19 protein-coding genes are annotated in these 18,031 nt (G+C 66.4%); 6 read left to right on the top strand and 13 right to left on the bottom strand.

Going from position 1 to position 18,031, the window contains the following annotated elements; translation table 11 throughout:
• The first annotated feature begins 314 nt into the window (after positions 1-314).
• On the top strand, positions 315-1,940 hold the full coding sequence (locus tag WC597_RS01995; protein WP_372691517.1) for a glycosyltransferase family 2 protein: 1,626 nt from the start codon (positions 315-317) through the stop codon (positions 1,938-1,940).
• Here the strand turns inward: WC597_RS01995 and WC597_RS01990 are convergent.
• Complete coding sequence (locus WC597_RS01990) at positions 1,913-3,259, bottom strand: glycosyltransferase family 4 protein (RefSeq protein WP_372691516.1); 1,347 nt, start codon at positions 3,257-3,259, stop codon at positions 1,913-1,915. The two genes, WC597_RS01995 and WC597_RS01990, sit on opposite strands and share 28 nt — an antisense overlap.
• A 155-nt stretch (positions 3,260-3,414) precedes the next feature.
• On the opposite strand from WC597_RS01990, the gene argB reads away from it, so the two are divergent.
• Genes argB through dapD form a run of 3 tightly spaced genes read left to right on the top strand, consistent with a single transcriptional unit; the run spans position 3,415 to position 5,869 of the window.
• On the top strand, positions 3,415-4,344 hold the full coding sequence (gene argB, locus WC597_RS01985) for an acetylglutamate kinase (RefSeq protein ID WP_135194182.1): 930 nt from the start codon (positions 3,415-3,417) through the stop codon (positions 4,342-4,344).
• Positions 4,341-5,015: a pyrimidine 5'-nucleotidase gene (locus WC597_RS01980; RefSeq protein WP_372691515.1), complete on the top strand. Its 675-nt coding sequence runs from the start codon at positions 4,341-4,343 to the stop codon at positions 5,013-5,015. Before argB ends, WC597_RS01980 begins: the two co-directional genes overlap by 4 nt.
• Positions 5,012-5,869 (top strand): 2,3,4,5-tetrahydropyridine-2,6-dicarboxylate N-succinyltransferase, encoded by an 858-nt coding sequence (gene dapD, locus WC597_RS01975; protein ID WP_372691514.1) that lies wholly within the window; start codon positions 5,012-5,014, stop codon positions 5,867-5,869. The genes WC597_RS01980 and dapD overlap by 4 nt, the downstream gene beginning before the upstream one ends.
• On the opposite strand, the gene WC597_RS01970 is transcribed toward dapD, so the two are convergent.
• From WC597_RS01970 to WC597_RS01935, 8 genes are all read right to left on the bottom strand, one after another.
• On the bottom strand, positions 5,870-7,207 hold the full coding sequence (locus WC597_RS01970) for a sensor histidine kinase (protein WP_372691513.1): 1,338 nt from the start codon (positions 7,205-7,207) through the stop codon (positions 5,870-5,872).
• Between the two features lie 152 nt (positions 7,208-7,359).
• The gene (locus WC597_RS01965) at positions 7,360-7,857 is read right to left on the bottom strand and encodes a ferritin-like domain-containing protein (RefSeq protein ID WP_372691512.1); all 498 of its coding nucleotides are present in this window, start codon (positions 7,855-7,857) and stop codon (positions 7,360-7,362) included.
• 105 nt (positions 7,858-7,962) lie between these two features.
• Positions 7,963-8,952 carry a UDP-glucose 4-epimerase GalE gene (galE, locus tag WC597_RS01960; RefSeq protein WP_372691511.1) on the bottom strand — a complete coding sequence of 330 codons (990 nt, stop codon included), beginning with the start codon at positions 8,950-8,952 and terminating at the stop codon, positions 7,963-7,965.
• A 96-nt stretch (positions 8,953-9,048) separates the two neighbouring features.
• Complete coding sequence (thrS, locus tag WC597_RS01955; protein ID WP_372691510.1) at positions 9,049-10,986, bottom strand: threonine--tRNA ligase; 1,938 nt, start codon at positions 10,984-10,986, stop codon at positions 9,049-9,051.
• Complete coding sequence (yidD, locus tag WC597_RS01950; protein ID WP_372691509.1) at positions 10,983-11,234, bottom strand: membrane protein insertion efficiency factor YidD; 252 nt, start codon at positions 11,232-11,234, stop codon at positions 10,983-10,985. The genes thrS and yidD overlap by 4 nt, the downstream gene beginning before the upstream one ends.
• A gap of 78 nt (positions 11,235-11,312) precedes the next feature.
• Positions 11,313-11,768: an iron-sulfur cluster assembly scaffold protein gene (locus tag WC597_RS01945; RefSeq protein WP_372691508.1), complete on the bottom strand. Its 456-nt coding sequence runs from the start codon at positions 11,766-11,768 to the stop codon at positions 11,313-11,315.
• An 83-nt stretch (positions 11,769-11,851) separates the two neighbouring features.
• On the bottom strand, positions 11,852-12,511 hold the full coding sequence (locus WC597_RS01940; protein ID WP_372691507.1) for an HAD-IA family hydrolase: 660 nt from the start codon (positions 12,509-12,511) through the stop codon (positions 11,852-11,854).
• Positions 12,512-12,553: 42 nt separating this feature from the next.
• Complete coding sequence (locus WC597_RS01935; protein ID WP_372691506.1) at positions 12,554-13,390, bottom strand: tetratricopeptide repeat protein; 837 nt, start codon at positions 13,388-13,390, stop codon at positions 12,554-12,556.
• A gap of 85 nt (positions 13,391-13,475) precedes the next feature.
• Here WC597_RS01935 and WC597_RS01930 point away from each other — a divergent pair, with 85 nt between their 5' ends.
• Positions 13,476-14,858: a M17 family metallopeptidase gene (locus WC597_RS01930; RefSeq protein ID WP_372691505.1), complete on the top strand. Its 1,383-nt coding sequence runs from the start codon at positions 13,476-13,478 to the stop codon at positions 14,856-14,858.
• 83 nt (positions 14,859-14,941) lie between these two features.
• Positions 14,942-15,727 (top strand): NlpC/P60 family protein, encoded by a 786-nt coding sequence (locus tag WC597_RS01925; RefSeq protein ID WP_372691504.1) that lies wholly within the window; start codon positions 14,942-14,944, stop codon positions 15,725-15,727.
• Here WC597_RS01925 and mmcB read toward each other — a convergent pair.
• From mmcB to thpR, 4 genes are read right to left on the bottom strand one after another with little or no spacing between them, the layout of a single operon-like run.
• A complete protein-coding gene (gene mmcB / locus WC597_RS01920; protein WP_372691503.1) occupies positions 15,724-16,167 on the bottom strand; it encodes a DNA repair putative endonuclease MmcB in 444 nt (147 codons plus the stop codon). The two genes, WC597_RS01925 and mmcB, sit on opposite strands and share 4 nt — an antisense overlap.
• Positions 16,168-16,213: 46 nt before the next feature.
• Positions 16,214-16,738 (bottom strand): lipocalin family protein, encoded by a 525-nt coding sequence (locus WC597_RS01915; protein ID WP_372691502.1) that lies wholly within the window; start codon positions 16,736-16,738, stop codon positions 16,214-16,216.
• A 57-nt stretch (positions 16,739-16,795) separates the two neighbouring features.
• Positions 16,796-17,392, bottom strand: a complete 597-nt coding sequence (locus tag WC597_RS01910; RefSeq protein WP_372691501.1) for a GNAT family N-acetyltransferase — start codon at positions 17,390-17,392, stop codon at positions 16,796-16,798.
• The gene (gene thpR, locus WC597_RS01905) at positions 17,389-17,928 is read right to left on the bottom strand and encodes an RNA 2',3'-cyclic phosphodiesterase (protein WP_372691733.1); all 540 of its coding nucleotides are present in this window, start codon (positions 17,926-17,928) and stop codon (positions 17,389-17,391) included. Before thpR ends, WC597_RS01910 begins: the two co-directional genes overlap by 4 nt.
• Between the last annotated feature and the right edge of the window lie 103 nt (positions 17,929-18,031).

Genomic DNA, 18,031 nt, shown 5'->3' with positions numbered 1-18,031 from the left:
GGGCCAAATCTTCCATTTGGATTGTCAGATTGCGACGATTTTTTAAAGCGCTGTCAGATCGTCGGTTGGGCGCAGCGCGAAGGCGCTATGGCGCTGATGAAGGGGACGCTGCTCGACATCACAATCTGTGGAGTGCTGCGGTCGGTCACTACGAACGTTATCTTTCTCGATATCCACACGACATCGGGGTGCGGGTCCGCCTCGCCAACACTCTGAGAGAGTCCGGTGACTTTCCTGCCGCCATTAGGGTCCTTCAGGGGGCTATAGCGGCTCGTCCAACAAAGGTGAGCCTTCAGCTAACGCTAGCGGACATAATGGACGAGGCTGGCCTTGCAGTTGACGTGGAGGATATTCGCAGGCGGCTGCAGCCGACCTTCGCAGAAAGCGCTTCATCAAATCTCTCTGGGTTGGGCGCCGTCCACCGACCTATTGCTCCCATGAGTTCAGCCAAGCGGGTCGAAATTCTGATCGACGCCCGACCCGGCGAAGACCGCACCCTGACCGCGACCTTGGCATCGTTGCGAGGACTGACGTCGGTGGATTGGCGCGCGACGATATCAGGGGGTTTTGATGCGGCGCTCGTCGGGGGCGCGGTCTCAACAGATGTACGTATACGGCTTGCTCCTCTGCAAGGTGCGCTGGCGACCTCCTCAACTCCGGTCTTCCTGATCAGGGCAGGGACCGTGTTGACGCCGGATTGCCTTGGCTGGTTGCTTTGGGCGCTCAACGAGGAAGTGAGCGCTGTGTACTGCGATCATGAAGAGAGGGACGCGAGTGGAGCTACTCGTCCAATCCTCCAGTCGGCCCCGCATCTGCTGGACCTTGCGACCAATCCTACCCCGCCTGCCTTGGTCCTTTATCGCGATTTCGAATATCAGGACCGCGGTCACGACATGCTGGCGACGCTGCAGGATGCGTTTGGCAGAGGGGGCGTCCGGCACGTTCCCTTGGTCCTGGGGTGTGTCCAGACCCCGCATGTTCAAACGGAAATCGACTCTCCGCCGGTTCACCAATCGCAGGTCTGTGGCCGGATACTCGTGGTCATTCCCACGCGTGATGAGGGTGCGGCTCTTAACGTCATGCTGACCTCACTGTCCGACCAAGCATCGGACTTGGGGGAGGTGGATATTGTCGTCGTCGATAATGGAAGTCAGGACGTAAGCACTGTGGAGGTGCTCGACTGTTGGCGAACACGGGGCGTGGAGGTACTGCGCCGCGACGAACCGTTCAACTGGTCAAGCCTAAACAACGCCGCCTGCGAAGGGCGAACACAGCCGATCGTCGTGTTCGCCAACAACGACATGGAAATGCTGTCCGAAAACTGGGATCTGGAGGTTCGCCGACTTCTGTCTGTGGACGGTGTTGGGGTCGTTGGAGCGCGGCTTCTATACCCAAACGATCGAGTTCAGCACGCGGGCATCGTGATGGGCGCGCTCAACGGCGAGCCTTTGCATGAAGGATTGCGAGAAGGCCCGAACGAGCGCGGCCCGCTTGATCGTTGGGTGCGACGCAGGCCGGCGACGGCCGTCACCGGCGCCTTTATGGCGATGCGTCGCTCGGTCTTCGATCAGGTCGGCGGGTTTGACGCCGAAAACTTCGCTGTGTCCTGCAACGATGTGGATTTCTGTCTTCGTGCAGGAGCGGCCGGCTGGACCATCCTCTATGCGCCTGAGCTGGTTTTGCGACATCATGAGTCTTTGAGCCGCGGCCATTCCAACACGGAAGCCAAACGACAGCGCGCCGCAGAAGAAATGGGGCGGTTGCTCGCGCGTTGGGGCGATCGCGCTCTTTTCGACCCGACCCGCAATCCTCAATGGGAAGGGCGCGGCATTCGTCTTTTCGCGGGGATGCGAAGCCTGACGACCGATGAAGTGATGGACTGGGCGATCAATACCGAAAGCCGTCCGTTCGTTCAGGCGGAAACGCCGACCTTTGCGTAAAGCGCTCGCAGCCTTGCGTCATAGGCGTCATCGTTGAAGAGCGCCGCCTGCGTCTTGCCGCGAATGGAAGCGTCGGCGCGCCAGTCGGTGTCGGAGTCGATCATACGGATCGCCTGGGATAGAGCATCGACGTCGTAGGGATCGACTTGCAAGGCGGCGTCGCCTGCTACTTCAGGAAGCGAGCCCTGGTTCGATGTGAGAACGGGCGTTCCCAAGCTCATCGCCTCGAGGACGGGTAGCCCAAATCCCTCATAAAGAGAGGGGAAGAGGACCGCTCTCGCGCCTCGGATCAGGCTGACCAAGGTAGCGAAAGACATGTACTCATAAACATGGATGCGATCTGAGCTTGGACCGCCAAGCGCCTTCACGTGACCTAGAAGCGCAGTCTCTGGTTCGCTCAGCCAACCGCGTCCGCCGACGATCACGAGCGGTGTCGTCACGCCCGACGCCAGATAGGCCTCCACGACGCGGCCAAGGTTCTTTTTCGGTTCGACGGCGCCGAAATGCAGGAAGTAGTCGCCCCAGCCGAGTTGGAAGGTCGCTTCCAGTTCGATGACGACGTCCCGCTCCGGCCTGTCTGTCAATGCCTTGGGCAGACTGACAGCCTGATAGGTGTTGGTGACTCTGTCTTCTGAAACACCCAGCATGCGGATGACATCCTGACGCGTCGCCTCGGAGACGACGGCGATGTGGTCGGCGTGGCGCACGACTTCCCGGCACATGGCCATGAATACAGGCTTGTTGTGCAGCGTCGTGTGCGGAAGGCGCAGGGGTATGAGGTCGTGGATGGTGTAGATGTTCGGCACATTGCGGGCGCGCAGCGGCAACAGGGTCGTCCAGTGCATGACGTTGGGCGCCGGAGCATCGCGCGTATCGAACGTCAAAGGTGTGCCGCGACCGTGTTTCTTGAACGCCCGGCTGGCATGGAAGTAGAGCTTGTCGCTGGCCCAAAATCGGTCCGCCCGGGGTCGAGCGGCGGCGCCGCCCGGCCAGATGACATCCTGGGAGATGGCCACGGGATGCGCGGTCCGGCCTAGCGGGCTCAGGCGTGTCCGAACATCTCGTTCGACTTTCTGCATGAAGCGCAGCGGTGTTGCCGGGCGCTCTGGGTCAAGGATCGCGACCTCGCCGAATGGCTTGACGGACGCCGGCGAAAGCGTGGGTCCGAAAAGAGCCTCTGTCCGAAAGCCAAGTCGGCCTGCGGCTTCAAGCAGGTTTCGACTGTAGGTCGCAATCCCGGTGCCCTGCGATGCTGCGAGGTTGAAGCCGTCGACGCAGATCGAAGGCCGGTCAGATTTCTCGCGAGGCGTTGTGGACATTCGGGTTCATCTCGCGAAGCGGAGGCTTGTGGCGTTTGACCGGCCTAACATACGCTATGATCGAGTAGCCAGCGGCTCATCGCAGGTTGTTCGGAACCCATAGCGGTCCCTTCTCGCGTGACACCGCCCCCATCCCCCGCTATCACGCGCGCGTGATGAACGAAACAGAACGCCAGTCGGAAGAACGCAGCTGGGAGACGGCGAAGACGCTCGCCGAGGCCTTGCCGTATATTCAGGTCTATGACCGCGAGACCGTGGTCATCAAATACGGCGGCCACGCCATGGGCGAGAGCGCCGTGGCGCGTCAGTTCGCGGCCGATGTGGTGCTGCTGAAGCTGATGGGGGTGAACCCGGTCGTGGTGCACGGCGGCGGGCCGCAGATCAGCGCCATGCTGGAAAAGGCGGGGGTGAAGTCCAGCTTCGTCGATGGCTTGCGGGTTACGGATCCGGCGACGATGGAGGTCGCCGAGATGGTGCTGTCGGGCGCGGTGAACAAAGAAATCGCCCACTGGATCACCATGGCCGGCAAGGAGGCGGACGTGCGCGGCGTCGGTCTGTCGGGCAAGGACGCCGGTCTGCTGACGGTCGAGAAGACGCGCCGGACCAAACGCGATCCCGACAGCATGATCGAGCACGAGGTGGACCTGGGCTATGTCGGTGAACCGACCAAGGTCGATCCCAAGCTGATCAAGGGCCTTATCGCGTCGGAGACCGAGGACTGGGTCCCGGTCATCGCTCCGATCGGCGTGGCCGAGGACGGACAGACCTACAACGTCAATGCGGACACGGTGGCGGGCGCCATCGCCGGATCGCTGAACGCCAAGCGGATGCTGCTGCTGACCGACGTGCCGGGGGTCAAGGGCGCGGACGGCGACATCATTCGCCAGATGACGCTGGAGGAGGCGCAGGCCTTGATCGACAGCGGCGTCGCCCACGGCGGCATGATCCCCAAGCTGGAGACGGCCATGGCGGCCGTGCGCGCGGGCGTCGAGGCCGTGGTCATCCTGGACGGTCGTCGGCCCCACGCCATGCTGGTCGAGCTGTTCACCGAATTCGGCGCCGGCACCCTGGTGAAGGCGTCTTGAGCGATCCCCATTCTGCATCCCTTGGGCATGTGCGGGCCTGGGTGTTCGACATGGACGACACCCTGTATCCGCGCGAGCAGGGGCTGATGCGGCTGGTCCAGGCGCGGATCAACGCCTTCGTCGTCGAGGCCGTGGGGCTGGAGCCCGAGGCGGCGGCGGCGATGCAGCGCCAGTTCTTGGACGAGCACGGCACCACCCTGGCCGGTCTGATGGCCAACTATGCGGTCGATACCGAGCGGTTCCTGCATGAGGTGCACGATGTGCCGCTGGATGGGGTCGAACCCAATCCGCGCCTGGCGGAACGGCTGAAAATCCTGCCGGGACGGTCCTATGTCTTCACCAATGGCGCGCGCGACTATGCGCACCGGGTGCTGGAGCGGATCGGGATCGCCGACTGTTTCGCCGACGTCTTCGCCATCGAGGACGGCGACCTGACGCCCAAGCCCAACCCCGCCACCTTCCGCCGGATGCTGGAACGGTTCGACATCGATCCGCACCAGGCCGCCTTCTTCGAGGACACGCCCAAGAACCTGGAGCCGGCCAAGGCTCTGGGCATGGCCACGGTCCTGATCGGTGACGGCCACGGCAAGCCGCTGGGCGACCACATCGACCATGTGGCCCCCGATCTTCTCGACTTCCTCTCCGACCTGACCTTCAAGGACGCCGCATGACCGATCTGTCGCATCTCGAATCCGTCGTCGAGGCCGCCTGGGAACAGCGCGCCGAGGTCTCCGCCGCCACCCACGGCGAGGTCCGCGACGCCGTCGAAACGGCGCTGGCCCTGCTGGATTCCGGCCAGGCGCGCGTCGCCTCGCGCGGCGACGACGGCGTCTGGACCACGCATCAATGGCTGAAGAAGGCGGTGCTGCTGTCCTTCCGCCTGAACGACAACCAGATCATGCGCGCCGGCGACCGCGGCCCGACCAGCCACGCGCCCGGCGTCGGTCCCTATTGGGACAAGGTGCCCAACAAGTTCGGCGACTGGGCCGCCGCCGACTATCAGGCCGCCGGCTTCCGCTCGGTGCCCGGCGCCATCGTCCGCCAAGGCGCCTATATCGCCAAGAATGTCGTGCTGATGCCGTCGTTCGTGAACATTGGCGCCTATGTGGACGAGGGTTCGATGGTCGACGCCTGGGCCACGGTCGGCTCGTGCGCCCAGATCGGCAAGAACGTCCACCTGTCGGGCGGCGCAGGCATCGGCGGCGTGCTGGAGCCGCTGCAGGCCAATCCGACCATCATCGAGGATGGCTGTTTCATCGGCGCTCGGGCCGAGGTCGCCGAGGGCGTGATCGTGCGCGAGGGCGCGGTCCTGGCCATGGGCGTCTATTTGTCCGGTTCGACCAAGATCGTGGACCGGGCGACGGGCGAAGTCTTCCGCGGCGAGGTGCCGGCCTATTCGGTCGTGGTGCCGGGCGCTCTGCCTGATCCCAACGGCGGGCCGTCGCTGTACTGCGCCGTCATCGTCAAGCGGGTGGACGCCCAGACGCGGGCCAAGACCGGCGTCAACGAACTGCTGCGCGACTGATCAGGCGGCGATGCGTGCGGCTTCGATCGGGGCCGCGTCGAAGGTGGCGTGAAGGGTAAAGGTCGATCCCTGGCCGGGGATCGACGTCACTGTGATCTCGCCGTCCATCAGAACGGCCAGGCGCTGGCAGATGCTGAGGCCCAGGCCGGTGCCGCCGAACTTGCGCGTGGACGACCCGTCCACCTGGGAGAAGGGCTGGAACAGGCGCGACAGATCGTCGGCGGCGATGCCGATGCCCGAATCGACGACGCTGATCCCCAGGGCGATGCGGCCGTCGGCGCGGGGTTCGCTTTCGACGACCAGGCGAACCTCGCCTTGCGTCGTGAACTTGATCGCATTGGCCAGAAGATTATGCGTGACCTGGGCCAGGCGCAGCGGGTCCATCTTCAGAAGGGGCGGAAGATCGCCTCGGATCTCGGTCGCGAAAGTCAGGCCGCGCGCCTCGGCCTGGGCCTTGAACGGCCCCGTCAGCCGGGCCATCAGCGTGTCAGTCTCGATATCGTCGATGTCGAGTTCCATCTTGCCGGACTCGATCTTGGTGATGTCCAGGATGTCGTTCAGCAGCACCATCAGCCCCTCGCCCGAAGCGCGGATCACGCCGACGAATTCCTTCTGACGGTCGCTGAGTTCGGACATCTGAAGCAGTTGCGCCGCCCCCAGCACCCCGTTCATCGGCGTGCGCAGCTCGTGCGAGATGACGCCCAGGAAGTTGGACTTGGCGGCGCTGGCGGCGTCGGCGCGATCGCGAGCGATTTCCAGCTCGGCGATCAGTTCGGCCTGCCGACGGTTCACGGCCTCAAGGTCGCCGTCCTTCATCTGGGTGATGACGACCTTGATGAACAAGGCCAGCGCCAGGACGGGGACCATGCCGAGCATGACCCAAAAGCCCGGATCGCCCCATAGGCTGATCAGCAGCAAGACCGTCACGATGGAATAGGGCGCCGAGACGATCACCGCTTCTCGCGGCGCGGCGCGCATCTGGGTGAAGACCAGCACGTAACCCGCCATCAGAAGACCGACGCCCAAAGGCACGCCATAGGCGCCGCCATGAACGAAGGCCAATAGCGGCGCGGCCGCCCAGGCGATGCAGGATACGGTCGCGATCGTCAGCTTGATGCGGTCGTGAAGTCGGCGATCCGATAGCACCAGGCGGCGTTCCACGAAGGTTCGGACCATGCCGATGGACGTGGCGGCGCAAAACCAGGCCAAGGCTTCCCGCCAGCCCGTGACCGTGCCCAAGGCAAGCGCCCAACTGGCGATCAGCAGGTAACGCATATAGCCAGCGGCAATCACGTATTGCAGAACCGGGCGGCCTGCGGCGGATTGGGGCTGGATCATCGGATCGCTCTCCAAGGTCAGAGAGCCAGCTTCGATGACGATCGCCTAACATACGGTGAACACTAGTCTTTATCGCTATTTGTGTCCGGTATCGTATCTTTCGACGCCAAGAGGAAGTGTGGAGGCGGTTGCGAAACCGCCTCCACCGAGGGTCAGGCCGTCTTCATCGCGTCGGCGTTGACCGCGGCGTCGGCGATGCCGGTCAGGTCTTCGTCGGTCTGGGATTCCTCCTGCAGGGTCTCGTCCAGCAGGGCGGCGGCGTCCTTCATGCCCAGCACCAGCGCCCAGCGCTTCAGCGTGCCATAGCGGGTGATCTCATAGTGTTCGACCGCCTGGGCGGCGGCCAGCAGGCCGGCGTCGAGGGCGGGCGTATCCTTGTATTCGTCCATGATCTCCTCGCCCTCGGCCAGGATGCCCTCGATGGCGTCGCAGGTCTTGCCGCGCGCGGGTTTGCCGATCAGTTCGAAGACCTGTTGCAGGCGTTCGATCTGGCCCTCGGTCTGGCCCTTGTGCTTTTCGAATGCGGCCTTCAGCTCGGGCGATTGCGCCGCGCGGGCCATCTTGGGCAGGGACTTCAGGATCTTGCGCTCAGCGTAATAGATGTCCTTGAGCGTGTCGTGGAACAGGGTGTCGAGCGTCTTCTCGGCCATGGTCGTGTCTCGCAATCTGTGATGGGGCGCAGGCGCGCACCCCATCACAAGCGATCCGTTCGGTTTGCGTTCCTCTGTTCGGTTTCGTGCGCAGGCTGCGAAGACCTAGGCCTCAAGCGCCTCCCGCTCGGCGGCATGCCAGCGCCAGGCGGTGCGAACGATGTCGTCCAACGTCCGCATCGGCCGCCAGCCGAGAACCTCGCGCGCACGGCTGTTGTCGGCCACCAGACAGGGGGCGTCGCCGGGACGGCGCGGCGCGGTCTCGACGAGGAAGGGCTGGTTGGTCGTGCGGCGGATGGTGTCGATCAGCTCCCTGACCGTCGTGCCCGTGCCGGTGCCCAGGTTGAAGACCGTCGTCTCGCCGCCGTCGAGCAGATATTTCAACGCCCGCACATGGGCGTCGGCAAGATCCGTGACGTGGACATAGTCACGCACCGCCGTGCCGTCGCGGGTGTCGTAGTCGTCGCCGAACAGCTTGAACCCCTGACGCTGGCCCAGCGCCGTCTGGAGCGCCAGCGGAATGGCGTGGGTTTCAGGGTGGTGGCGCTCACCGATCCGGGCCTCTTCGTCGGCGCCGGCGGCGTTGAAATAGCGCAGGCAGACCGAGCGGAAGCCGGCATAGGTCGAATAGTCGGCCAGGGCCTGTTCGACCATCAGCTTGGAGCGGCCATAGGGGTTCAGCGGCGCCTGGGGATGGGCCTCGTCCATCGGCAGATAGACCGGGTCGCCATAGGTGGCGCAGGTCGAGGAGAAGACCATCGCCCCGATCCCGCCGCGCCGCGCCGCCTCGATCAGGGTCAGGGCCCCGACGACATTGTTGTCGTAGAAGCGGCCCGGCGCCTTGACCGATTCCCCGACCTCGATCAGGGCGGCGAAATGCAGGACCGCGACGGGCCTGTGTCTGGCGATCACGGCATCCAGACGGGCTGCGTCGCGGATGTCGCCGATCTCAAGGTCGCCCCACTGGACGAAGGCCGCATGGCCGTTCGACAGATTGTCATAGACCACCGGCGTGAAGCCGGCCTGGGACAGGGCGAGGCAGGCGTGCGAACCCACATAGCCGGCGCCGCCCGTGACCAGGATGGTGCTGGGCATGCCCGCTCTCCCCTTCGACCCTTGCCGGGACAGACACGGGAGCGTGCTGAGGCCTGACGCCCTATCCTAGGCGACAATCACCGCGAAGGCGCGGCCTCAATCGGCCGCCTGGTCCCGCTTCAGGTCAGGCGGCGTCGCCTCGTCGGTCAGGATGCGGATGGCTTCGTCGATCGTGACCAGGGTCTGGGCTTGCGAGCCCAGGCGGCGGATGGCGACCATGCCTTCTTCGGCCTCCTTGCGGCCGACGACGGCGATGACCGGCACCTTGCCGACCGAGTGTTCGCGGACCTTGTAGCCGACCTTCTCGTTGCGCAGGTCGATCTCGGTGCGCAGGCCGGCGGCCTTGAACTTGGCCATGACGTCGCGGGCGTAGTCGTCGGCGTCCGAGGTGATGGTGGCCACCACGGCCTGGGTCGGGGCCAGCCACAGCGGAAAGGCGCCGGCGTAGTTCTCGATCATGATGCCGATGAACCGCTCGAAGCTGCCCAGGATCGCGCGGTGCAGCATGACCGGACGGTGCTTCTGGCCATCCTCGGCGATGTAGGTGGCGTCCAACCGTTCCGGCAGGACATAGTCCAGCTGGATCGTGCCGCAGGTCCATTCGCGGCCGATGGCATCCTTGACCACGAAGTCCAGCTTGGGCGCGTAAAAGGCGCCGTCGCCGTCGGTGATGACCGGCTCGGTTCCGGCAGCGCGGGCGGCCTCCAGCATTAGGGCCTCGGCCTTGTCCCAGAACTCGTCGGTGCCGGCGCGGTTCTCGGGGCGGGTGCCCAGGCTGATATAGGCGGTCTCCATCCCCAGGTCGGCGTGGACGCTGCGCGCCAGTTTGATGAACTCGGCCGTCTCCTCGACGATCTGGTCCTCGCGGCAGAAGATATGGGCGTCGTCCTGGGTGAAGCCGCGCACCCGCATCAGGCCGTGCAGGGATCCCGACGGCTCATAGCGGTGGCAGGCGCCGAACTCGGCCATGCGCAGCGGCAGTTCGCGATAGGACCGCTGGCCCTGGTCGAAGATCTGCACGTGGCCCGGGCAGTTCATCGGCTTCAGGCTCAGTTCCTCGCCCTCGACCGTCTCGCAGACGAACATATTGGGCCGGTACTTGTCCCAGTGGCCGCTCTGTTCCCAGAATTTGCGGTCCAGAACCTGGGGCGTCTTGACCTCGACATAGCCGGCGGCGTCCAGACGGCGGCGCATATAGGCCTCCAGCACGCGCCACAGGACCCAGCCCTTGGGGTGCCAGAAGACCATGCCCCGGCCCTCTTCCTGCATGTGGAAGAGCTCCATGGCCTTGCCGACCTTGCGGTGGTCGCGCTTCTCGGCCTCTTCAAGACGCAGCAGGTGGGCGTCCAGATCCTCCTTGGTCGCCCAGGCAGTTCCGTAGATGCGCTGCAGCTGCTCGCGCTTGCTGTCGCCCCGCCAATAGGCGCCGGCCAGCTTGGTCAGTTTGAACGCCTTGCCGACGTGGCGGGTCGAGGGGAAGTGCGGGCCCCGGCACAGGTCGATCCAGTCGCCCTGCTTATAGAGGGTGATGGTCTCGGTCCCCGGCAGGTCGCGGATCAGCTCGGCCTTGAACTTCTCGCCGCGCGCCTCGAAGAATTGGATCGCCTCGTCGCGCTCCCAGACCTCGCGCTCGAACTTGGCGTCGCGGTCGACGATCCGCCCCATCTCCTTTTCGATGGCGGCGAAGTCGTCGGTCGAGAAGGGCTCTTCGCGGAAGAAGTCATAGTAGAAGCCGTCCTCGATGGCCGGGCCGATGGTGACCTGGGTGCCGGGGAACAGGGTCTGGACCGCCTCCGCCAGGACGTGGGCCGTGTCGTGACGGATCGTATAGAGGGCGGCGGGATCGTCGCGCATGATCAGGCGGAAGTCGCCGCCCGTCTCCAGCACCCGGCTCATGTCGCGCTGCTCGCCGTTCAGCTCGGCCAGGACCGCCTTCTTGGCCAGCGACGGCGAGATCGAGGTCGCGACGTCGCGCGCCGTGGAGCCTTCGGGATATTGGCGAACCGCGCCGTCGGGGAATTTCAGATCGATCATGTGTCAGTCTTTGCAGGCGGGACCGGGGCAGGCGGGACCGGGTCGTATCCCGACCCGCCGAAGGGATGGCATTTACAGACCCTGCGCACAGTGAGCCATCCCCCCTTGACCGGTCCGTGCTGGATCAGGGCGTCGCGCCCATAGTCCGAACAGGTCGGCAGGAACCGGCACTGCTGGCCGATCAGGGGGGACAGCGTCAGCTTGTAGCCCCGATGGGCCGCGCGCACGCCTCGTTCATAGAGAGACATATGTCCCTTCGCCGGGGGCTGGATGGGTTCGCCGCGCTTATCCCCCGTCATCGCAGGGGGATCAACCGGTCGTGCCCCTCAGGCCGCGCCGGCGAGACGAGTTCGGGCGCTCAGCGCCGCATTCACCGCTTCCACTGTCGCGTCGATGGAGACTAGCGTCGAGGCGTGACGGGCGGGGTAGTCCGCGACCTGTTTCAACAGACGCAGATCCTCGAACCGGCCGGTGGGGCCGTCGCCGCCGGATTTCAGCATGGCGAACATGGCATCGCGGGCATCCCGAAGTTCATCGACCGACACGCCGAGCACGTGCTGGCCCAGCACCCCGGCCGCCGCCTGACCCAGAGCGCAGGCCTTCACGTCCTGGGCGAAGCCGGCGACACGGCCCTGGTCGTCCAGCGTCACATCCACCGTCGCGCGCGATCCACACAGTTTCGCCACCCGCTCGCCGGTGCCTTGCGGCGCAGGCAACCGGCCCGCATGCGGCAGGTTTGCCGCCAGCGTCAGGATGCGCGCGCTGTAGAGGTCGTCGATCATGCGGCGAAGATAGGATGCGTAAGGGCCTGGGGGAAGTCGCAGGAACCCTCTCCCTCCCCGGAACGGGGAGGGAAAATGATGTGTCAGACCTTAAACGTCAGCGTCCCGTCCGCCCCGACCTCAAGCCCGGCATCCGCATAGTTCGCCAGTTTGGGGTGATCCGTCTCAAGCGGATGGGTCCAGGCGGCGGTGACGACAATCACGTCGGCGCCGGCCGCCTCGCCCGCCTTGATCCCCGCCCCGGCGTCCTCGAACACCAGGCAGTCGGCGATGGCGAAGCCCAGGGTGGCGGCGGCCTTCAAGTAGCCGGCGGGGTCGGGCTTGCCGCGTTCGACGTCCTCGGCAGTGATCATGACGGCGGGCGGGGTCACGCCGGCCGCCTTCAGCCGGGCGCGGGCCAGGGAGACGGACGCGGAAGTCACCACGGCCCAGCGGTCGGGCGGAAGGCGTTTGACGAAGTCGATGGCGCCGGCGATCGGGGCGACGCCCTCCACGTCCTCGATCTCGCCCCGCTCGACCCAGGCGACCTCGGCGTCCAGGTCGATGTCGGGCAGGTTCTGGTTGCGGATGGTGTCGATGGCCCGCACCCCGTGCATGACCGACAGCAGGGCCGGAACATCCAGGCCGTGACGTCCGGCCCAGCGGGTCCAGACCCGCTCGGCGGCCAGGGTCGAGGTGATCAGGGTGCCGTCCATGTCGAACAGGAAGGCCTGGTAGGCGGGGGGCGTGGGGAGGGAGGTCATGGCCTCATCCACCACGCGCGCGGCCCGACCGCAACGGGCGGATCAGCCGCCTTGCAGCGAATTCCAGGTGCGGGCCGTGTCGGTCGTCGGCGTGTTCGCCGGTGCGCCGCCGCTGGACGACGCGGCGCCGGCCGTGCCGCGCGCGCGCAGCCATTGCAGGTTCTGCTCGGCCTGTTCGGGCGGCAGTTCGCGGCGCAGGATCTGTTCGGCCTCGCCCATCTTGCCTTGCAGGCCCAGCACCATGGCCAGGTTCTGGCGCACCTTGGCCGAGGCGGTCGGCTGGGCGACGGCGCGGCGCAGCAGGGTCTCGGCGCCCGGCGCATCGCCCTGGGTCAGGGCTGCGGTGGCGGCGTTGGTCAGGACATCGGGGTTGTCGGGCGACAGGGCCAGGGCCTGGTTCCAGGCCGCGCGGGCGTCGTCGGTGCGGCGCACCTGTTCATAGGCCACGCCCAGCAGGGAGTAAGCGCGCCAGTCGCGCGGCGCCTGATTGCGGGCCTGTTCCAACGGGGCCACGCCATAGAAGGCCTGGCCCCGCGCGATATGGGCGCGACCCAGCTCCAGCAGGGCGTCGAGATTGTTCGGCTGGACGGTCAGGGTCGCCTGGGCGGCCTCGGCGGCCTGGTCGTAGCGGCCCAGTTCGCGCAAGGCCTGGGCCAGTTTTACGCCGGCTGTCGCATCGGTCGGATCGGCCTGCTGCTCCGACGCCCAGAAGACTGAGCGCGACAGGGCGTCCATCCGGTCATAGGTGGCCCGAACCGCCGCAGACGACGGCGCGCGCGTCTGGGCCATCGTAGCCGGCGTGGGGTCGGCCGCCAGGGCCGGTCCGCCGGACAGGGCGATCAGGGCGACGGTTGCGAGAAGGGCGGGCATGCGCGACATGGGGCGGGTCCAGGCGGTCCTTGGGTCTTGCCTCTAGGGTCGCCTGTTCACGTCAACTGATGGTTAACTTCGTTTCGAGGGCCGCATGTCCATCTCGCATCCCCTGCTGGTTTCCACCCAAGACGGCGACGGCGCGATCCCGATCCGCTTCGTTCAGCCGGGCGGAGCGCTGGACGGTGCGTCCCGCCGCTGGGGCGAGTTGCACGGGTTCGAGGGCAAGGCGGGTCAGCTTTTGGTCGTGCCAGGCGCGGACGGCGAGGTCGCCCAGGTCTTGGTCGGAGCCGGAACGACTTTCGATCCGATGAGCGTGCGGGGGTTTTCGGCCCGGCTGCCAGGCGGCCTGTATCGGCTTGAGGTGGCGGCTGAGGACGCGGAACTGACGACCCTGGCCTTCCTGCTTGGGGCCTATGTGTTCGACCGCTACAAGGCCCGGCCGGATCGGGCGCCCGTGCGGCTGGTTGCGCCGGACGGGGTGGATGTCGCCGAGATTTCGCGCATCGCCGCCGCCTGCGCCCTGGCGCGCGAGATGGTCGATACGCCGGCTGCCGACATGGGGCCGCTGCAGATCGAAACCATCGCCCGCGAGATCGCCGAAAGCGCCGGGGCCGCCATCGCGGTGACGACCGGCGACGCCCTGCTGGAGGAAAACTATCCGGCCGTTCACGCCGTCGGGCGCGCGGCCGCCCCGCATCGGGCGCCGCGCCTGATCGAGATCGGCTGGAAGCTGGACCGGACCCACCTGCCGCTGGTCGCCCTGGTCGGCAAGGGGGTGGTGTTCGACACGGGCGGCTTGGACCTGAAGCCCGCCGCAGGGATGCGCAACATGAAGAAGGACATGGGCGGCTCCGCCCACGCCCTGGCCCTGGGGCGACTGGTGATGCAGGCGGACATGCCCGTGCGGCTGGTGGTCATTGTGGCGGCGGTCGAGAATGCGGTGTCCGCCGACGCCTTCCGGCCCGGCGACATCCTGAACAGCCGCAAAGGTCTGACGATCGAGATCGGCAATACGGACGCGGAGGGGCGACTGATCCTTGCCGACGCCCTGACCCGGGCTGGCGAGCACCAACCGGACCTGACGCTGGATTTCGCCACCCTGACCGGGGCGGCGCGGGTCGCGCTGGGGCCGGACCTGCCGCCCCTCTACACCGACGACGAGGTCTTGGCCGCCGGTCTGCTGGCCGCGGCGGGGCAGGTGCGCGACCCCCTGTGGCGGATGCCGCTGTGGGCCGGTTATCGCGCAGCTCTGGATACAGAGATCGCCGATCTGAAGAACGATTCCTCCGCCTGGGCCCAGGCCGGATCCGTCACCGCCGCCCTGTTCCTGCAAAAGTTCGCCCCGACCACCGGCGCCTGGGGGCACATGGACATCTTCGCCTGGAACCCCCGCGCCCGACCCGGCTTCCCCGAAGGTGGCGAGGCGCAGGCGTTGAGGGCTTGCTTCCACTATCTGAGAACGCGGTTCTGTTGATTTTCTTTCGCAAAAGCGACGCGCGTTAACGGCCCCTAAGCCATCGGGGGATAAGGCTGTGGGCTCAATCACGCGAGTTCACGTTGACAGACGTTCTCGATCTTCTTCCGCCCGGCGACCGCCTTGCTCGCCCCGACCTCGCCGAACAGGCGCTGGAAGGGCTGGTGCGCGCCGAGGCCTATCGCGCGACCGAGGCCATGCATTGCCGCGTGGCCGTGGCGGACATCCTGTCTGACGACGCCGGACGGATCGACCAGTTGCTGTACGGCGAAATCTTCGACGTTCTGGACCGGTCGAACGGCCGGGCCTGGGGTCGGGCGCGTCGCGACGGCGTGGTCGGCTGGGTCGTGCTGGACAGTCTGTCGAGCGGCGCGCCGCTGGCGACCTATCGCGTCGCCGCCGTGGACGCGGCCCTGCCGCTGAATGCTCTGGTGATCGACGTGAAGGCGGGTCTGGCCGAGGACGCTTTGCGGCCTGTCGGCGATTTCGAGACCGATCTGGTCGCCGTGGCCGCACGGTTGCTGGGTCGCCCGCATGAGTTGGGCGCCCGGTCTTCGATCTCCACCGACTGTTCCGGTCTGGTGCAGCAGGCCTTGTTGGCGTGCGGCCTGCCCGGTCCGCGCCGGTCGGACGCGCAGGCCCAACTCGGACATACGGTGTCGGCCTCCGACGCCCGTCGCGGCGACATCGCCGTGTGGCTGGCGCCGAACGGCGATCACGACTGGACCGGCCATTCGGCCTTGGTGATCGACGGCGAGCGGATCATCCATGCGACGGGCGGCAAGGGGGTGGTCATCGAACCCTTGGCCGAGGTCGAGGCGCAGCTGATCGCCGACGGTTTCGCCGCCGCCGTCTTCCGCCGCCTTTAGTCGCGCATCGTCCGCATCGCGCCCAGACGGGCGAACGCAAGGGTCAGGGCTTTGCGTCGTGCGGGCGCCAGAGCCATCGCCGGCGCCTCGCGCAACACCGCCCCGCCGAAGCCGTCGGCGACGATCAGGCCCGGCTCGTTGGGCAGGATGTCTTGCGGAAACTCGGGCGCGACGGCGAAATAGAAGGCGTCGCAGAACGGCCCGTACTCATGCCATTTGCGATCGACGCGGTAGTCGTCGACGCCCGACTTGACCTCGCAGATGACGATGTCGCCCTTGCGCCCGATGGCCATGACGTCGGCGCGGCGGCCGTTCGGCAGGCAGACTTCCAGCAGCGGCGCATAGCCCATGTCCATCATCAGTCGCGCAGCCCCACGCGTGACCGAGAATGTGGTCTCGGGACGGCTGAAGACGAGTTCGAGATGGGCGACGGCGGACATGCCGACAGCTTATGTTCCGCCTACGTTCCCATCGCAAGCGTCGCCTTTACAGGCCGGTATGGACCAGGCGGCCGGTGCTGAAGCCCAGGGCGCGGACGCGGGCCAGGATGCGGTCCCGCTCCGCCTGCGACGCATTCTGATTGCGGTGCCAGATCCACCAGTTCGACTTGTCCGGCAGGCCCATGATGGCCCAGCTGTAATCCGGCGCGTGGTCGTAGACCCAGTAGTTCTGGCCGGCCAGGCCGCCGAAGCTGAGCAGGCCGGTCAGGCTGAACCTGAACTTGGCGTTGGTGGTGGTGTCGGTGACGCGGGCGTTGGCGCGCAGCACCTCGACCTTGCCGTCGTTGCGGCGGGTGCAGGTCACGTCGATGGCGTAGCGGTCGGCGGCGTCGCGCGGGGTGAAGTCGATCTGGGCGCGGTTGCAGTCCTTCTGGACAGTGTTGTGATTGCGCTCGATCTCGAACCAGCGGCCGTCGAAGCGGTTCAGATCGACGCTTTGCGCCTGGGCGAAAGCCGTGGAGGGCAGGAAGGCCAGGGCGGCGGAGGCGGCGATCAGGCTGGCGCGAAACATGGGCGTATCCTCGTTCGGTTTGCAGGGGATACGACGCATCGGCGCGATCGGTTGCCTTTACCGCTTCAAGCGCGACCGATTGACCGCCCATTCCGCGCGCGTCTGGCCCCACAGATCGACGGCGTGATCCTGAAGCGGTTCGGGCAGAACGCCTGGTCCGCGATTGCGCGATCCCAGCCGCGCCGCCACCGCCGCCGAGGCCAGGTTCTCGGGATCGATGCAGTGGATCACGTCGTCCCAGTCCAGAACGTCGAAGGCGTAATCCATCGTCGCGGCGGCGGCCTCGACCGCATAGCCCTTGCCGGTGGCGTCGCGATGCAGGCTCCAGCCCACTTCGCGGCCGGGCCAGCCATAGGGATGCAGCGGCCCGATCCGGCCCAGCCACAGGCCGGTGGACTTCTCCAGGATGGAGAACATGCCTTCGCCGGTCAGGGCCCACATGCCGGCGACGGTGCAGATCATGCGCCAGACATTGGGTGCGGGCTGGACCCCGCCGATGAAGCGGGCGGTCTCGGGATCGGCCATGAACTCGGCCCAGCGCGGAAAGTCCTCGACCGCCGGCGGTCGCAGGATCAACCGCTCGGTCTCCAGCGTCGGACCCAGAACGACATGGGGCGGGACGGCGTAGGCGGCCCAGTCCTGATTGGGGCTCACAGCAGATACTCCCGCTCCAGCTCATAATGGCTGCCGCTGTCAGTCAGGACGCTGGAATACAGTCCGAAGCGGTCGATGCGGATCGGCGGCGAATGCAGCAGATTGTGCCCGGCCATCCAGGCGCCGATGCGGTCGGGATTGGTCTGGGTCTTCAGATAGGCCAGGGTCACGTGCGGCTTGTAGGTGCGCGCCTCCATCTTGATCCCGGCCCGCTCGCCCGCCGATTTGCAGCGCCCGGCCAGCACCGACAGCCGCTCGTTGGGCGTCTCGACCCCGGCCCACAGCGTATGGCTGCGGTGATCGTCGCCGAAGCAGCCGACGCCCTTCAGCGCGATCTCGAACGGGCCGCCGGTGATACGCGCCAACTCCGACGCCAGGTCGTCGGCGCTGCGTTCGTCGGTCTCGCCATAGAAGCTGAGCGTGACGTGCAGGACGTCCAAGGGCCGCCAGCGCGCGCCGGGCAGGCCGGATTGGCGCCGCTTCAGCGTCTCTCCGACATCGGGCGGCAGGGTCAGGGCGGTGAACAGGCGAAGCATGCGACCGAAGGTAGCGGCAGGAACAACGGCCTCCAAGTCCGGTTTTCCTTGCAGCGGAGCCCTAGGCTCACGATATTCAAACCCTGTGACCGGAGAAGCCTCT

It is taken from the genome of Brevundimonas sp. (assembly GCF_041648115.1).
Classification (GTDB): domain Bacteria; phylum Pseudomonadota; class Alphaproteobacteria; order Caulobacterales; family Caulobacteraceae; genus Brevundimonas.
Note: the sequence above shows the minus strand (reverse complement) of the source record. Positions and strands in the feature narration are given on the sequence as shown.

Excerpts from the sequence above, each read along its gene's own strand:
- WC597_RS01995 (WP_372691517.1), top strand. The coding sequence starts at position 315 with ATGGACGAGGCTGGCCTTGCAGTTGACGTGGAGGATATTCGCAGGCGG.
- argB (WP_135194182.1), top strand. The coding sequence starts at position 3,415 with ATGAACGAAACAGAACGCCAGTCGGAAGAACGCAGCTGGGAGACGGCG.
- thrS (WP_372691510.1), bottom strand. The coding sequence starts at position 10,986 with ATGATCGATCTGAAATTCCCCGACGGCGCGGTTCGCCAATATCCCGAA.
- yidD (WP_372691509.1), bottom strand. The coding sequence starts at position 11,234 with ATGTCTCTCTATGAACGAGGCGTGCGCGCGGCCCATCGGGGCTACAAG.
- WC597_RS01940 (WP_372691507.1), bottom strand. The coding sequence starts at position 12,511 with ATGACCTCCCTCCCCACGCCCCCCGCCTACCAGGCCTTCCTGTTCGAC.
- galE (WP_372691511.1), bottom strand. The coding sequence starts at position 8,952 with ATGCCCAGCACCATCCTGGTCACGGGCGGCGCCGGCTATGTGGGTTCG.
- WC597_RS01965 (WP_372691512.1), bottom strand. The coding sequence starts at position 7,857 with ATGGCCGAGAAGACGCTCGACACCCTGTTCCACGACACGCTCAAGGAC.
- thpR (WP_372691733.1), bottom strand. The coding sequence starts at position 17,928 with ATGCTTCGCCTGTTCACCGCCCTGACCCTGCCGCCCGATGTCGGAGAG.
- WC597_RS01930 (WP_372691505.1), top strand. The coding sequence starts at position 13,476 with ATGTCCATCTCGCATCCCCTGCTGGTTTCCACCCAAGACGGCGACGGC.
- WC597_RS01935 (WP_372691506.1), bottom strand. The coding sequence starts at position 13,390 with ATGTCGCGCATGCCCGCCCTTCTCGCAACCGTCGCCCTGATCGCCCTG.
- WC597_RS01970 (WP_372691513.1), bottom strand. The coding sequence starts at position 7,207 with ATGATCCAGCCCCAATCCGCCGCAGGCCGCCCGGTTCTGCAATACGTG.
- dapD (WP_372691514.1), top strand. The coding sequence starts at position 5,012 with ATGACCGATCTGTCGCATCTCGAATCCGTCGTCGAGGCCGCCTGGGAA.
- WC597_RS01990 (WP_372691516.1), bottom strand. The coding sequence starts at position 3,259 with ATGTCCACAACGCCTCGCGAGAAATCTGACCGGCCTTCGATCTGCGTC.
- WC597_RS01945 (WP_372691508.1), bottom strand. The coding sequence starts at position 11,768 with ATGATCGACGACCTCTACAGCGCGCGCATCCTGACGCTGGCGGCAAAC.
- mmcB (WP_372691503.1), bottom strand. The coding sequence starts at position 16,167 with ATGTCCGCCGTCGCCCATCTCGAACTCGTCTTCAGCCGTCCCGAGACC.
- WC597_RS01915 (WP_372691502.1), bottom strand. The coding sequence starts at position 16,738 with ATGTTTCGCGCCAGCCTGATCGCCGCCTCCGCCGCCCTGGCCTTCCTG.